This is a genomic window from Cumulibacter soli (genome assembly GCF_004382795.1).
In the GTDB taxonomy this organism is placed as follows: Bacteria; Actinomycetota; Actinomycetes; order Mycobacteriales; family Antricoccaceae; genus Cumulibacter; species Cumulibacter soli.
Genome location: NZ_SMSG01000001.1, coordinates 789,646 through 804,540 on the forward strand (window position 1 = coordinate 789,646; position 14,895 = coordinate 804,540).

At 65.3% G+C, this 14,895-nt stretch carries 11 protein-coding genes and 1 rRNA gene; 2 read left to right on the forward strand and 10 right to left on the reverse strand.

From position 1 onward, the window contains the following. The first annotated feature begins 38 nt into the window (after positions 1–38). Positions 39–293 carry a DUF1272 domain-containing protein gene (locus E1H16_RS19010; RefSeq protein ID WP_134322308.1) on the forward strand — a complete coding sequence of 85 codons (255 nt, stop codon included), beginning with the start codon at positions 39–41 and terminating at the stop codon, positions 291–293. A 55-nt stretch (positions 294–348) separates the two neighbouring features. Here the strand turns inward: E1H16_RS19010 and E1H16_RS03735 are convergent, their stop codons facing one another. The 3 genes from E1H16_RS03735 to E1H16_RS03745 form a co-directional block, all read right to left on the reverse strand. Next, positions 349–1,368 (reverse strand): LLM class flavin-dependent oxidoreductase, encoded by a 1,020-nt coding sequence (locus E1H16_RS03735; protein ID WP_134322309.1) that lies wholly within the window; start codon positions 1,366–1,368, stop codon positions 349–351. Positions 1,369–1,525: 157 nt separating this feature from the next. Continuing rightward, complete coding sequence (locus E1H16_RS03740; protein ID WP_134322310.1) at positions 1,526–2,860, reverse strand: aminotransferase family protein; 1,335 nt, start codon at positions 2,858–2,860, stop codon at positions 1,526–1,528. Positions 2,861–2,875: 15 nt separating this feature from the next. Next, positions 2,876–3,790 carry a hypothetical protein gene (locus tag E1H16_RS03745; RefSeq protein ID WP_134322311.1) on the reverse strand — a complete coding sequence of 305 codons (915 nt, stop codon included), beginning with the start codon at positions 3,788–3,790 and terminating at the stop codon, positions 2,876–2,878. A 74-nt stretch (positions 3,791–3,864) separates the two neighbouring features. Here E1H16_RS03745 and E1H16_RS03750 point away from each other — a divergent pair, with 74 nt between their 5' ends. Continuing rightward, on the forward strand, positions 3,865–4,650 hold the full coding sequence (locus E1H16_RS03750; RefSeq protein ID WP_243837630.1) for a deoxyribonuclease IV: 786 nt from the start codon (positions 3,865–3,867) through the stop codon (positions 4,648–4,650). 16 nt (positions 4,651–4,666) lie between these two features. Here E1H16_RS03750 and E1H16_RS03755 read toward each other — a convergent pair whose 3' ends face one another. From E1H16_RS03755 to rrf, 7 genes are all read right to left on the reverse strand, one after another. Further along, on the reverse strand, positions 4,667–6,262 hold the full coding sequence (locus E1H16_RS03755) for a glycosyltransferase family 87 protein (protein WP_134322312.1): 1,596 nt from the start codon (positions 6,260–6,262) through the stop codon (positions 4,667–4,669). A gap of 35 nt (positions 6,263–6,297) precedes the next feature. Then, complete coding sequence (locus E1H16_RS03760; RefSeq protein WP_134322313.1) at positions 6,298–8,619, reverse strand: transglycosylase domain-containing protein; 2,322 nt, start codon at positions 8,617–8,619, stop codon at positions 6,298–6,300. Positions 8,620–8,776: 157 nt separating this feature from the next. Then, the gene (locus E1H16_RS03765; protein WP_243837632.1) at positions 8,777–9,208 is read right to left on the reverse strand and encodes a DUF5318 family protein; all 432 of its coding nucleotides are present in this window, start codon (positions 9,206–9,208) and stop codon (positions 8,777–8,779) included. 27 nt (positions 9,209–9,235) lie between these two features. Continuing rightward, positions 9,236–10,435: a multidrug effflux MFS transporter gene (locus E1H16_RS03770; protein ID WP_166741605.1), complete on the reverse strand. Its 1,200-nt coding sequence runs from the start codon at positions 10,433–10,435 to the stop codon at positions 9,236–9,238. A gap of 143 nt (positions 10,436–10,578) precedes the next feature. After that, positions 10,579–13,887, reverse strand: a complete 3,309-nt coding sequence (locus tag E1H16_RS03775; RefSeq protein WP_134322315.1) for a S41 family peptidase — start codon at positions 13,885–13,887, stop codon at positions 10,579–10,581. A gap of 106 nt (positions 13,888–13,993) precedes the next feature. Next, on the reverse strand, positions 13,994–14,563 hold the full coding sequence (locus E1H16_RS03780; protein ID WP_166741606.1) for a metalloregulator ArsR/SmtB family transcription factor: 570 nt from the start codon (positions 14,561–14,563) through the stop codon (positions 13,994–13,996). 257 nt (positions 14,564–14,820) lie between these two features. Further along, positions 14,821–14,895: ribosomal RNA gene (rrf, locus tag E1H16_RS19015) — 5S ribosomal RNA — on the reverse strand; the annotation flags it as partial.

Sequence of the window (14,895 nt, forward strand, 5' to 3'; positions counted from 1 at the left end):
CCACGTTAGCCGCGCGGTCGCCCGCGTAGAGTCACGCCATGCTTGAGATTCGCCCCAACTGTGAATGCTGCGACCGAGACCTTGCAGTAGATAGCCCTGACGTATACATCTGCACCTTCGAGTGCACGTGGTGTTCAGATTGCGTCGACCTGTTCGAGAATCGCGCTTGCCCCAACTGCGGCGGCAACCTCGTTCCACGACCTATCCGACCGCGGCACCTACTTCAGAAGAACCCCGCTTCAGGCAAGCGCGTAGCGAATCCAGATTGCCTGGCGCGCCACGCGCCCGCCTGAATAGGTTGAGACGCCCTACTGAGATGCCGCCGATGACAGCGATCCGCATTTTCGGCTACCGCCAGCCGAGGGCCGGCGCGACGTGCGTCAGCAGCGACTCAATCACATGAGCGTTGTAGTCGACTCCAAGTTGATTCGGCACGGTCAACAGCAACGTGTCCGCGGCCTCGATGGCTTCGTCCTCGCGCAGTTGCTCGATCAGCGCATCAGGTTCTCCGGCGTACGATTTGCCGAACCTCGCGATACCGCCGTCGATGTTGCCGACTTGGTCGCGACTGGCCGTCTCGCGGCCGAAGTACGCCCGGTCTAGGTCGCTAACGATCGGGAAGATGCTGCGGCTGACCGACACGCGCCCGGTCCGCTCGTGCCCAGCCTCGGCCCACGCGTCGCGGTAGCGCTGGATTTGCTCGGCCTGCAGTTGGTGGAACGGGACGCCGGTGTCCTCAGTGAGCAGGGTCGAACTCATCAAGTTCATGCCCTTGCGTGCCGTCCACTCGGCCGTGTCGCGGGAACCCGCGCCCCACCAGATCCGGTCACGCAGACCCTCGGAATACGGTTCGATTCGCAGCAGACCGGGCGGGTTCGGGAACATCGGATTGGGACTCGGCTCGGCGAATCCCTCGCCGGTCAGCACCTGCAGCAGTACGTCGGTGTGGGCGCGGGCCATATCGGCATCGCTTTGCCCGTCGGCCGGCTCGTAGCCGAAGTAACGCCAACCGTCGACGACCTGCTCCGGTGAGCCACGGCTGATCCCAAGTTGCAGTCGACCGCCGGAAATAAGGTCGGCGGCGCCGGCATCCTCAGCCATGTACAGCGGGTTCTCATATCGCATATCGATCACGCCGGTGCCGATTTCGATCTTCTTGGTCCGCGCGCCGATGGCCGACAGTAACGGGAACGGCGAGCCGAGTTGGCGAGCGAAATGGTGCACCCGGAAATAGGCGCCGTCCGCACCAAGCTCCTCGGCTGCAACGGCGAGGTCTATCGACTGCAGCAGCGTGTCTGCTGCAGTCTGCGTCTGCGAATGCGGTGAAGGCGTCCAGTGACCGAACGAGAGAAACCCGATCTTTTTCATACAACCTTCAACTAATTTTCCGCTCGGGTTGTTCCGCTCCGCGATGCGACGCCGATCACCCGCCCGATCGACGCGATCGGTAGTGGCATGCCCGCATGGGGACAACCAGATCGGCGCTGGCCGCGCGGGCCCGGATCAGTTTCGGCAACCCACAGGATTAGACCTGGTCCAGAGCGCGGCGCGTCGCGCCGACGAGCCAGTCCAACTCATCGTCCGTCATCACGAACGGCGGCGAGAACTGCATACCGCGGCCGTCCGCACCAATCTTGCGGCTGACGACACCCTCGTTGAGCATCGCCTGATAGAACCGCTCGGACGCGTCCGCGTCGTGCGTCAGCACCGATCCGATCAGCCCGGCCCCGGCGCGCACTTCGGCGACGGCCGGATGGTCAGACAGCGAACGTAGTCCGTCGGCCATCAGCGGCTCAAGGTGGCGCACTCGCTCCAGCAGCCCGTCGGACTCGATCACCTCGATGTTCGCCACACCCGCCGCGGCGCACGTGGCGTGCCCGGAATACGTGAGGCCGTGCTTGAACAGTTCAGTCGACCCGTCCTCCCAGAACGGTCGGCACACCTTCGGCGAGATAACGACGCCACCGACCGGAAGGTATCCGCTGGTGACCCCCTTCGCGAAGGTGATCATGTCGGGCTGCAGGTCCCACCGCTCAGAGGCGAACCATTCACCGGTACGCCCAAAACCGGTGATCACCTCGTCTGCGACGAACAGAATGCCGTGGCGACGACACAGTTCCCGGACGCGATGCAGGTAATCCTCGCCGGGGAAAATCGCGCCACCAGCACCGATCACCGGCTCGCAGAAGAACGCCGCTACGAGTTCCGGGCCGGCGTTCATGATCACTTTCTCGACGTCGTCCACATCGGTGGCTGACGCGCGCAGGATGTCGGGATCGAGGTCGCCGTACCCAGCCCGCATAGCCGGCATCCAGCCGAGCGCCGTACCGAAGCCGTGCAAACCGTGGTAGGCGTGCTCGCGGCTGATAAGGATTCGCCGGTTCGGCTCACCGGTCGCGGTGAAGTATCGCCGGGCGAGCTTGGCGGCGGTATCGATCGCATCGCTGCCGCCGGAGCCGAGGAACACCTTCGCGTCTGGTCCCAGGGGCGCGATCTCGACGATCTTGTCGGTGAGTTTCTTGGTGATCGGTGTCGCGAAGTTACCGAATGAGTGGAACCCTTCAAGCTGCGCCATCTGACGGCGTACCGCCTCGGTGATCCGTTGATCCCCGTGGCCGATGTTCGCGTACCAGAGGCTCGCGCCCGCATCGAACATCTTGCGGCCGTCGTCCGTCCAGAGATGACTACCCTCACCACGGACGAAAATGATCTCGTCGTTCTTCGCCGTGGCCATCGGGCCTTGCGGATGCCAAAAAGAGGTCTCACTCATCACCCCATCCTGCCCACGACGCGCCGTGTTGTCGATGGAAAACCTGCGGCGTACGGCGATATCGCCGTACGCCGCAGGCCAGTGACTCATGACTACTCGGATTGGCTACTCGGATCCGGCCCAGCGCAGCGTGACCGATCCACCGAGCGGGACCTGCAATTCGGCAGTGCCGTCTTCGTTGACTTGCAACGCATAACCCGCGACGTTGGCCTGGTGCCCGATTTCGGGGTGCTCGCGCGCCTCAGCCTCGGCACCGGCCGCTTCGTACGACGGCGACTCCGGCGACGACGCGGACTCGTCGACCCCAAGGTCACCCGCCTCCCGCAGATCGTCACTCACCTCAGGCTGCTCGGCGACACCGGCGTCCGCACCGCTGGGCTTTTCGTCCGCTGGGGGCATCGCCCATCCATCTGGTACGTCCTGCCCGCTGGAGGCGGTTTCAGCCTCTGGCTCCGGGTCGAGCACGCCGAGACCGGCATCCGACTGGTCGGCACCGGCGTCCGGTTGGTCAGCACCGCTCGCCGCTGCGGCACCTGCGGCCCCTGCAGCGCCGGCGGCGCCCGCGGCGGGCAGGTCAGGGATTCGGGTAGCCATCATCGTTTGCGAGTTATCCGGCACTGAGGGAGTCCCCGCGGCCGCGTCCGCCGGCGGCGGAGCGGGACTCGAGATGACACCCGACTGCGGACCGAGCGCGGACGGCGCGGCCTGGAACGAGGCCTCGTCCAGCGGCAGTCCGGTCTTCACCGTTGCCGCGGGCGCGCCCCACTGCGCGGTCGCTGCGTCGTACCGCTGCGATACGCCACACTCGGCGTAGAAGGTCTGTCCGTCCTTGCGGTAGGCCGCAACACCAAAGATGCTGTTCCACGCTGGCGTGGGCCCGTCGTACGTGACCATCCAGTCGTCGCTGGTGAAGTAAAACTTGTCCGGCGTGACCTCTTGCTTGGCGAGTTCGTCGAGCACCATCTGTTGCAGATGATCGTCGGCGTACCTGCCCTGCGGTGGAAGAATCGACGGATTCACGATGGCGCTCTCCTAGTTGGTCGTCGTTGGCTACGCTCCTCGCCCTCTAGGCTACGCACCGTAGAGTCAGGTACGTGAGTACTTCGAATATCAGGATCGGCGCACACGTGCGCGACGACGAGCCGTTGGCCGCCGCGGCCGAGCGCGATGCGGACGTCGTCCAGTTCTTCCTGGCCGATCCGCAGAAGTGGCACAAGCCGAAGCCGCGGACGGACGCCGACGCGTTGCGCGAGGCCGACACTCAGGTGTTTATCCACGCGCCCTACATCGTCAATGTCGCCTCGACGAATAACCGGATCCGGATCCCCAGTCGCAAGATCATGCGCGAACATGCCACCGCGGCGAAGGAAATCGGCGCGATGGGGCTGATCGTGCACGGCGGACATGTGACCAAGGACGACGATCCCGCGGTGGGTGTGGACAACTGGCGCAAGGCGTTCCTCGAAGCGCACGAGAAGTACGGCGGGCTCGACACCCCGATCCTGATCGAGAACACCGCAGGCGGCAATTTTTCGATGGCGCGCAGGTTGGATGCCCTGGCGCGGTTATGGGATGCGGTCGGCGAATTCGAGCCGGGATTCTGCCTGGACACCTGCCACGCGCACGCCGGCGGGATCGACCTACTGACTGCGGTCGAGAAGATCAAAGCGATCACCGGACGGATCGATCTGGTGCATTGCAACGACTCGCGCGATGCGTTCGACTCGGGCCGTGACCGGCACGCCACCATTGGGCAAGGCGAGATCGACCCGAAGTTGCTCGCCGAAGTCGTGCTCGCCGCGGGTGCGCCGGTTGTCGTAGAGACGCCGGATGACGGCCAGGCCGAGGACATCGCCTTCCTCCGCAGCAGCCTCCCCTAACCCCATCTCCAGGCGCTCACTTGGGCGATGGCTGGGCGGCCGCGCTCGCATCGTCGTGGGGAACCGGATCCGAGGTGGCGCGAGATGACCGGCGGGCACTCCTCAAGCGGAGGGTGAAGCGGTCGTCGGCGCCATCGAAGACGCCGCCGGACGGGTCATCCTGCCCGACGCGCCGCACACGGTCCTGGGATGGGTACCAGATGTCGCGAATCACCAGCACCGCCATCGCGATCACAAACCCGCTGCGGATCAGCACGAACAGCGCGATCCACTGGTAATCGACCCCGGAGGAGAGCACAGCTTCCTCACCCTCGGGTCGGGCTTGGTTTGCGTAGTAGATGTCACGCTGGTGGAACCACAGCATGGTGCATATCCACACCATCGCTTCAGCGAGTTGCCAGCCGATGATCAGCCGCCACCGCGGCAACGCGAGCGCGATCAGCGGTAGCAGCCAGATCGAGTACTGCGCACTCCACACTTTGTTCGTCAGCAGGAACGCTGCGACGATCAGGAACACCAGTTGCGCCACGCGCGGCCGCTGGGGCGCGGCGAGAGCTACCACCGCGATTCCCACACAGCATAGCGCCATCGCGATAAAAACCCACGTGTTGAGCGTGTCCGCCTCGATGAGGTTCTCGAACTCGAACTGCGTTGCCGATGACACCGCCCGCTCGCCGATCTCCCACAAGGTCGACTGGTCGGCGGTGCGTTCTGCGTTCAGGTCGAGGAACACTCGCCAACCGGCGTACGCGCCGATCATCACCGGCACGTTCACCGCAGCCCACCCGGCCACAGCACCGCCGACCGCCCCGCCGAACGAGCGCCATTTGCCGCTGCGCAGCGCCAGCACCAACAAAGCGCCGAGCATGAGCACCGGATACAACTTTGCTGCAGTCCCGAGCCCCAGGAGGATGCCGCACAGCACGGGTCGCTCGCGCGACCACGCGAACATGGCCGCGGCCAGAAACGCCATCGCGAACAAGTCCCAGTTGGTGAACGCGTGCACCACCACAATGGGCGCGGCGGCCACGAGAGCGGCGTCCCACACCCGCCGGCCGGCTGTGCGCGCGGTGAAGTACACGACGGCGAAGTAGCACAGCGCGAGCAGGAGGCAGGTGACGGCGAAGTAGCCCGCCCAGCTCATCGCGTCGGGGGTCACGACCTCGATGACCGACTGCACGGGCGCGGAAACCGCATGCGCGAACCACATGAAGAACCCACTGAGCACCGGGTACTCAACGCGGCCGAAGGAGTAGCCGACGTCCTGCGGCGCGAGGCTGGGATCCATGCTGAAATACGGCACTGCCCCGTCGGTGATTCCTTCCAAACCAACCAACGGAATGGTGTCCGAGTAACACATGTGCGTGTACTGGGACCCGTCCCACTCACCGAGCGCGCACGGGCGTTCCTTGATCCACGCGAGTGTCAGGGTGAGGACGGCGAGGGCAAACAGAACACGTGTCGGGGTCCAGAACCGCTGACGACCAACCCGTGCGTGCCGTCCCCAGGGTCCACCAATCGCGCGCGCCGCGGCCCGCCCCACACTGCTCGTCCAACTTGGGATGACGCGGTCGGCGGGATCGTCGTACGGATACGGCCGGCGTGCGGGCACGATCCCTCCCTCGGATAGCGCGCGACGCGCGTCGGTCAGATGTTCGGTACCAGCTGCGGCTGCTCGCCGCCGGGCTGTTCGGGCTCGCTGGAACCGGACGGTTCTGGATTATCCGTTGGCTGCGACGTAGTGGTCGGCTCCGGGTCGGGCTCCGGTTCAGGTTCGGGTTCGGGCTCCGGTTCTGGTTCGGGTTTTGGCGCCGACGTCGTGGATGGCTCACTGGTCGTTGTCTGTGGGGCGCTGCTGCTCGAAGACGAACTCGAGCTCGAACTCGTGCTCGACTCACTCTGGGTCGTGCTCTCCTCGGTCTGTGAGGTCGTCACGTCAGCGTTGCTGTTTCCGCCCTGGATGAGAGCGGTCGTCGGCATTGGCATAATTTCGGTCCCGGCGAGCGCCGCATTCATAAACTGCTGCCAGATCTTGCCGGGGATCCCAGCGCCATAGATCATCGCCCCGTTCGCGTCCCGGATCGGCTCGGATGATTCGGTTCCGATCCAGACCGCGGTGGACAACTGCGGGGTGTACCCGACCATCCAGGCGTCCTTGTTGTCGACGTCGTCCAACTGCACGGTGCCGGTCTTGGAGGCGGTCGGGCGCCCTTCGTCCAATGCGTCACCGGAGTACGACGCGACGTCCGACATGCCGAAGGACACATCGTTAGCGACCTCGTGCGAAACGACCCGTTCGCTGTTGCCTTCGTGTTCGTACAGCACGTTCCCGTCCGCGTCGGTGACCTTCTCCACGAAGTACGGTTCGTTCTTGACCCCGTCGTTGGCGAAGGTTCCGAAGGAAGAAGCCATATCGAGCGTGCTGACCTCGTACAGGCCGATGGCGATCGCCGGGGCCACGTTGCCATCCGACTCTTGCAGTGTCGGTTCGCCGTTATCGAGTCGGGTTTCGCCCACACCGGCCCTGTGCGCCATCTCGGCGACCTTGTCCGGGCCCATCTCCTCGGCCAGCCCGTAAAACGTGGTGTTCAACGAACGGGTGATCGATTCCTTGATGCTGCATGCCCCGCAACTTTCGCCGCCGGCGTTGTTGATCGGGTGCGGGTTACCGGGGAAGTACTGCGGCGATGACCCGTTCCGTGTCGTGTAAAGGGAGTAGCCGTTCTCCAACGCCGCTGCCAACACGAACGCCTTGAACGAGGATCCGGGCTGGCGATAGGCGCCGGCGAAGTCGAACCCAGTTCCTTGCGAGTTTCCGTAGTACGCGCGGACCGCTCCGGTGGTGGGGTCGGTGGCCACCAACGACGGAATCAGATTGTCCGGCTGACCGGACAATTGGTCCTGCACCGACTTAATAGCCTGCTGTTGGGTTTCTTTCGGAATCGTCGTGGTCACCCGTAGGCCGCCGGAGTTCACGGCGTCATCGTCGTACCCGAGGGAGGCGAGTTCGTCCTTGACCCGCGACACGACCACACCCTCCGGGCCGTTGACCTGGTTCAACGGTCCGGGGCCGATCGGGAGCACCTGCGGGTATTCGACGGCGTCGCGGTCTTGCTGACTGAGCCATTTCGCGTCGACCATACCGTCGAGGACGTAATTCCAACGGTCCTTCGCCGCCTCAGGGTGTTCCTGCGGGTCGAAGCCTGACGGGCTGTTGATACTGGAGGCGAGCACGGCTCCCTCGGCGAGGGTCAGTTTGTCGACCGGCTTACCGAAGTAGACCTCGGCGGCGGCTTCGATCCCGTACGCGCCCCGGCCGTAGTAGATGGTGTTCAGGTAGAAGCCGAGGATTTCGTCTTTGCTGTACTGCTGCTCGAGTTTGATCGAGATCAACAGTTCCTTGAACTTGCGCGAAAGCGTCTTGTCGTCGGTCAGGTACGCCTTCTTCACGTACTGCTGCGTGATGGTGGAGCCGCCCTGGCTTTCGCCTTCGGTGAGGTTGAGCCACGCCGCCCGCGAGATTCCGCTGATGGAGAATCCTGGGTCCTCGTAGAAGGACCGGTTCTCGGCGGCCAACACGGCGCGCTGAACGTGTTCGGGAACCTTGTCCAGCGGCACGATCGTGCGGTTCTCCGACCCGACCCGCGCCATCTCTTCGCCGCCGGCGTAGTAAATGGTGGAGTACTGCGCGACCTTCACGTCCTCTGGGCGTGGCACGGTCGTCGTCTGGTACGCGTAGCCGATGATGCCCGAGCCGACGAGCGCAAGTGCGGTGACGACGATCGCCACCACACGCATGACCCGCAGCACACGACCGGGTTTACGTTTCGCGCCCGCGGCACCGGACGACTCGGCGGAAGCGAGCGACCTGCGGCTGAGGATGGGGCGGATCGTCCTCGGCGCGGCCTCTGCCGCATCGTGATCGCCACTCGTGATTTCGGTGGGATCGTCCTGGGATCCGTCTTGCACTGTCACTCCGTCGCTGAGTCAACCGCCGGGTACGGGTCACCCGACATCTCATCTAGTGTGCCGGATCGACGATAAGGGTGCGTGAAATCGGCGAACCAGCGCTGGTGAGTCTCACCGCAGACCCACGCCGCCCTCACACCGGACGTGCTGCGGTGCCTCAGACGTCGTTGAGGTCAATCGCGACCTCGGGTGTGGCCGGGGCGCGGCGGGATCGGCGTCGTTTCGGCGTCACCGGGACGCCGGTGCTGAAGGACTCGATGAGGTGGTTCCAGCCGCATCCGCGGCAGACCTCCACGACGTACACGCTGAACTCGCTGGTTATTGGCGCCATTTCGGCGACCTGCCGAGCGGTGCGGGCTTGTCCGGAGCCAACCTTCCAGCGGTCACCAAAAACGTAATGCACGAGATCGACGTTCTGCCGCGCGCAGACCGGGCAGGCGCGCTCGGTGGCGTCACCGTGATACGCCGCGGCCTGCTTCAAGTACGCCTGTGCATCACAGACTTCCTCGCGCGTACGACGACCCTCGGCGAGCTCACGTAGTACGGCCCGCCGTTGGAAGGAGTAGTCGATGAATCGTCGCTGGTCCACGTCATCCAGGGTAGGACCGTTCAGCGATCACGCCACCTGATCCGCCGCGCCTCGCGCTGGTTGGACCGCCGCGGCCCTTCGCCGGCCGATGCTCACCCGCAGCAGCACCATCACCACGGTCACGATGCACACCGCTGCGGCAACGCCACCAAGCGTTTCGCCGGCCAACGGTACGGCGATACCGGCCAGCGTGTACTGCACAACGCCCTGCAGCGCGGACGCCGAGCCGGCCCGCTCGGCATGGTTCTCCAGGGAGATCGCCAATCCGTTCGGGGAGCCCACTCCGTGTGCGGCCGGAAGCAGCGCGAAACCGATCATCGGTAGCCAGATGGGCGCGTCGTCGATCAGCGCGGCGGTGGCCAACACGACGCTCGCTGCGCACATTCCCACGACCGCGACGCCTAACCGCGTCTGCGCGCTGAACCAGCGCGATAGCAGTCGGTTGCTCTGGCTGAAGATCATGAAGTTCGCGGCGTTCACGCCGAACACGATCGAATACTCGAGCGGCGAAAGCCCGTAGACCTCCTGAAACACGAACGCGGACGCACCGATGTAGAAGAACACCGCCGTGCTGGTCAGCGACACCGTGCCCGCGCCGTATTGCCAATCGCGATCACGCAGTACGGCAGCGAAGTCGGCGCGAATTTTGGCAATGCTGATCGGGCGCCGCCGTTCCGGCGGTAGTGACTCCTTCAGCGTGAGCGAACCGAGCGCGAGCAACGCCGCGATCACGCTGAGTGCGCCGAACACGCCGCGCCATCCGGTCAGTTCCATCAGCACGCCGCCGATCATCGGCCCCAGGATCGGCGCCAGCCCGAGCACGATCATCACGGTGGTCAGGGCACGCACCATCGCCTCACCGGAGGTGCGGTCGCGGATGACCGACCGCGCGATCACGATTCCGGCGCCTCCACCGGCACCTTGCAGGAAGCGCGCGATGATCAACATCCAGATGTCCTGCGAGGCCATGCACAGCAGCGAGAAGACCAGGAACACGGCCATGCCGATCAACAGTGGCCGACGGCGCCCGTAGGCGTCGCTGGCAATCCCGGCAATCAGTTGGCCAACGCCCAAACCGATCATGCAGGCCGTGAGCGTGAGCTGGACCTGATGGGCCTCAACGCCGAGTTCGGTAGCGATCTCGGGGAACGCGGATAGATATAGGTCGAGGGCGATGGGGCCCACTGCGGTCATCGCACCGAGCAGGAGGAGGACGGCGGCAGGCATGCGGCAAGTATCGCACCACAATGTTCGCATGGCTAACTAATCTCGCCCGCGTCCGCAACTGCGCGCCATTTGAGGCCAGTGGCACGCTGCGCTAGCACTGCCGAAGTGGACCCCAAGCCGCGTGCCGGGCCGTTACCCGGCCGTCACCGCGGCAGTCGCGGCGGCCGTTTCGCCGGTTCGCGCGCCAGCGCCTTGCGCACCAGGTCGATCGCGGCGTCCAACTGTGGATCCGATGACTCCGCGCGCTGCTGCGGGGAGACTTCGACCTCGACATCGGGCTCGACGCCGTAATTCTCGACACTCCACCCGAACCGCTCGAACCAGAACGCGTATCGCGGTTGCGTCACCCCGGTGCCATCAACGAGGTGGTAGCGACCGTCGATACCCACCACGCCACCCCAGGTGCGGGTACCCACGACCGGCCCGAGCCCCAGTTCACGGATCGCGGCGGTGACGATGTCGCCGTCCGATCCGGCGTGCATATCGGCGATCGCGACCATCGGTCCGCGTCGGGCATCCGAGGGGTACGTCGATGGCCGGTAGCCACGACTGACGTCCCATCCGACGACGGTGCGGGCGAGTTTCTCAATGATCAGTTGCGAGGTGTGCCCACCTCGGTTTCCGCGGACGTCGACGATGACCGCATCGCGACCGATCTCGGTGCGCAGATCACGATGCAACTGTGCCCAGCCCCCGGAGACCATGTCCGGTACGTGCAGATACCCGACCGAGCCGCCGGTCCGCTCGTGCACATAGGCACGGCGGTCATTCACCCAGGCCTGGTACCGCAGCGAGAACTCCTCGGCGAGTGGGGTGACGACCACCCGGCGCGGCGCATTTGTGCCCGTCGCGACCACGAGCTCGGTAGGCTTTCCCGCGGTACCCACCAACAACCGCGCCGGCGAATCCGTACTGCTGACCGGGCGACCGGCCACGGCGAGGATCTCGTCACCAGCGCGCACGCCGACGCCGGGGCCGAGCAGTGGGGATCGCGCTGCCCGCGCGGAGGACTCGCCCGGCACGATCGCGTCAATGAGCCAGCGCCCATCGGCGTAAGTCAGGTCAGCGCCGAGCATGCCTTGGCGGTGTGCGGCTCGGGCACGGTCGGGTACGGGTTCGACGTACGCGTGTGAGGAGCCGAGGTCGCCTTGCAGTTCCCACAGCAGATCGATCAGTTCGTCGTACGACGATAACCGCGGCAGCAGGGCGGCGTACCGCTCGTAGGAGGCCTTCCAGTCGATACCGCCCATGTCCGGGCGCCAGAAGTTGTCTCGCATGAGGCGCCAGGCCTCGGCGAACATCTGGCGCCACTGCGCGGTGGGCTGCAGGATGACCGTCGATCCGCTCAGGTCGACGTCCACACGCTCTCCAGCGTCATCCTCCACCTTGCGGGTGGCAGGCAGCACGCTCAACGTGCCGTCGTTGTAGACGAGAAGTTGCGACCCGTCACCGGTGACCTCGACGGCGTCCACGGCATCGACGAGTACGTCACTCTTGCCGGTCGCGAAATCGATGTGACTCACCCAGGGACGTGCGGGTTCGCTGATGAGGTCTTCGCCGAGTTCACCGCGAGGCGGGTGCGTCACCCAGATGCAGCCGCCCTGCACCGCGTGCAGTCCGGACAGTCGGCCCGCGTCGACCGGGAACGGCACGATGCGTTGTTCCAGACCGTCGATATCGACGGTCGTCTCGGGCGCATTTTTGCCAGCTTTGCCCGGACCCTCGGCCGGTTGTGGCGCTGAGTCATCGGCCGACTGCGCTGCGCCGTCGCCACCGTCAAGCGGTACTCCGCCGACGGTGGCGTCGAACGGCGACGGCGTTTCGGCGGCCAGTGGCACGAGGAACGGGCGACAGCCGCCCGGGAACGACAGGTCGAACACGTACGAGTCGTATACCGGGTCAAAGGAGCGATAGGACAAGAACGCGAGGTACTTGCCATCGGTAGTGAAGGTGGGGCTGAAGTCGTTGAACCGAGCCGCCGTGACGTCGAAGGGCTCGGCGCCTGTGGTGGCGACGTTGGCCATCCGGATCCGCGCCATCGCATCGGCTGACTCTGGCCGCGACCACGCGAGCCAGGCGCTATCCGGCGAAAACGCCAGGTCGCCTAAGTCACCGTGGAAGCTGCGATCTAGTTCCTTGGGTCGTACGGCGCGACTGATCTTCTTCGGGACCGTCAGGGTCAGTAGGCGTCCGTCGTGACTGGCTATGGCCAGCCGGGTTCCGTCGGGCGCGGCAATGAGGTCCACAACGCGACCCAGATTGCCGGCGCGTACCAGGGTGCGAGGTTCGGCACCAATGTCGTTGGCCTCGACGATCTCCAGCGCATCATCGCCATCTTTGTCAGTAACCCACACAGCGCGCCCGGTATCGCCGAGCAACAACGGGCGTCGGCGCCGTACGCCGGGCCCGTCGGCCAGCACCCGGTTCGCGCCGCGTCGGTGCGGCACATAGTGCACGGTGCCGCGCGCGCCGACGATGGAGGCCCGGCCAGTGACGTCGGCACTGATGAAGTCGATGGTCTCGCCCAGGTCGTGCACAGTCGGTTGCAGACCGGCCCGAGCGCCGCCGATGGCGATGTCGAGGTTGCGCGGTTGCGACGTCCCATCTACCGAATCGAGCACATACAACCGGCCGCCGGCAATGTACACGATGCGGCGGCCGTCGGTCGTAGCGTGGCGCGCATAGAAACCGTCGACGTCCCCTCCGTGCGCGAGCAGTTCTTCCTCGACGACACGGCCGCGCCGGACCGGCGCCGAATAAACCTGCGCCGGTCCACCCTCGTGGTCGGACAAGAAGGCAATGCGCCGCGCACCGCCGCCGGCGGTGACCAGCATCGGGCTGACGAGACTAGCCGTCAACCCGCTGAAAACGCGGGTGAATCGACCAGGATCGCCGGGGCGCACGGCATTGTCGAACCACAGTTGCGCGGCAGCGCCGCCTCGGTACCGCTTCCAGTGCGCAGGCTCCACCGTCGTGCTCGTCGACAGCAGGATTCCTTTACCGGCCGAGGAGCGCGCAGTGGCAGGCTCGGCCACGCTCAAGTCGCCTAGCCAGCCGTACGGTAGTGCCCGACCGGGGGTTCCATCAACGGGCACGACGTGCGCAAACGCACGGGAGCGTTCGACCTGGCCAACGGCGCTGACGACGAGCAACTCACGCTCGTTCAGCCAGCCTCGCACGACGGTGCGATCATGGCCCCAGAAGGTCAAGCGCCGCGCCGGACCGCCGTCCACCGCCTTGACGTACACCTCGCTCGCGCCGTTCTCCAGCACCGTCCACGCTACGAGGGCACCAGATGGGGAGAGCCGCGGAAAGCGCAAGCGGCCCGCGCCACTAGTGATCCGGTGCGCTCGAGAACCGTCGGCCTCCACCAGCCACAAAGCGTCCTCTGCGACGACGACAATCCGGTCGCCGCGAATGGTGGGATAGCGAAGGTAAGCGTCGGTAGTCACGCCAGCCGACTCTAGCCCCGGAGCGGACGGAACGGAGCGCGGCCGGCACGCGCAGGCTCATGGCCGCGGCGAGCCGGTCGCTCTGGCCGGCCGTCAGGTCCGTGGACTAACGCTTCTTGCCCTTCTTGGACTTCTTGTCCTTCTTGCTCTTCTTGGACTTCGGCTTGGAACTCGCCGAGTCTTCCACCGCGCTAGCCTCGTCCGGCTCAGCGATGGCGACCTTCGTATCGACGTCTTCGTCGTCTGCCTGCCCCGCGTGCGCCGAGGCCTCCTGTGCAGCCTCGGAAGGTTCTGCAGCGGCCGTGCCTGCCACGCTGGCGGACGACGCGACAGCGTGGGCGCCAGCGGTAGGGCGGGCCTCACTCGGCGGAGCGACCGCAGCATGATTGGGCAGCACCGAGGTCACGGCCTCGTGCAGCCGAGGGGCAAATCGGTAATAGACGAAAGTGGACGACTTGTGTGTGGTCAGCACTCCGGCTTCGCGTAGAACTCGTAGGTGGTGACTAATCGTTGGCTGCGACAGGTCAAACTGATCAACAATCTCGCCAGCGCTCACCTGACCCTGCGGTGCGGCCGCCACGAGCGACACAATCTGCAGACGTACGGCGTTGGCGAGGGCTTTGAAGACAATCGCGTCCTGACCCGCCTGGGCTGCGGTGCGTACCGGTTGAGTCATGCCTGCCATTTGAGCACAGACAATGGCCGTCTGCAGGCGAAACCGAAGGTGAAATCCTCCACGACGCGTGACTCACGCTCGGCAGGACCGCCTTCCACGCACGTACGACGAGTAGCCCACCGAATACCGCAAACGCCCTTGGCCACCCGGATTCGCTCGGTTTCCAAGGGCGATAGGCGGCATGTGAATACGCCTAGAAATGCCGGTAGGGGGCCACGTGTGGTGGCCCCCTACCGGGATACTGCTGCAAAGAATTTGTTCGGCGGCGTCCTACTCTCCCACACCCTCGCGAGTGCAGTACCATCGGCGCTGTAAGGCTTAGCTTCCGGGTT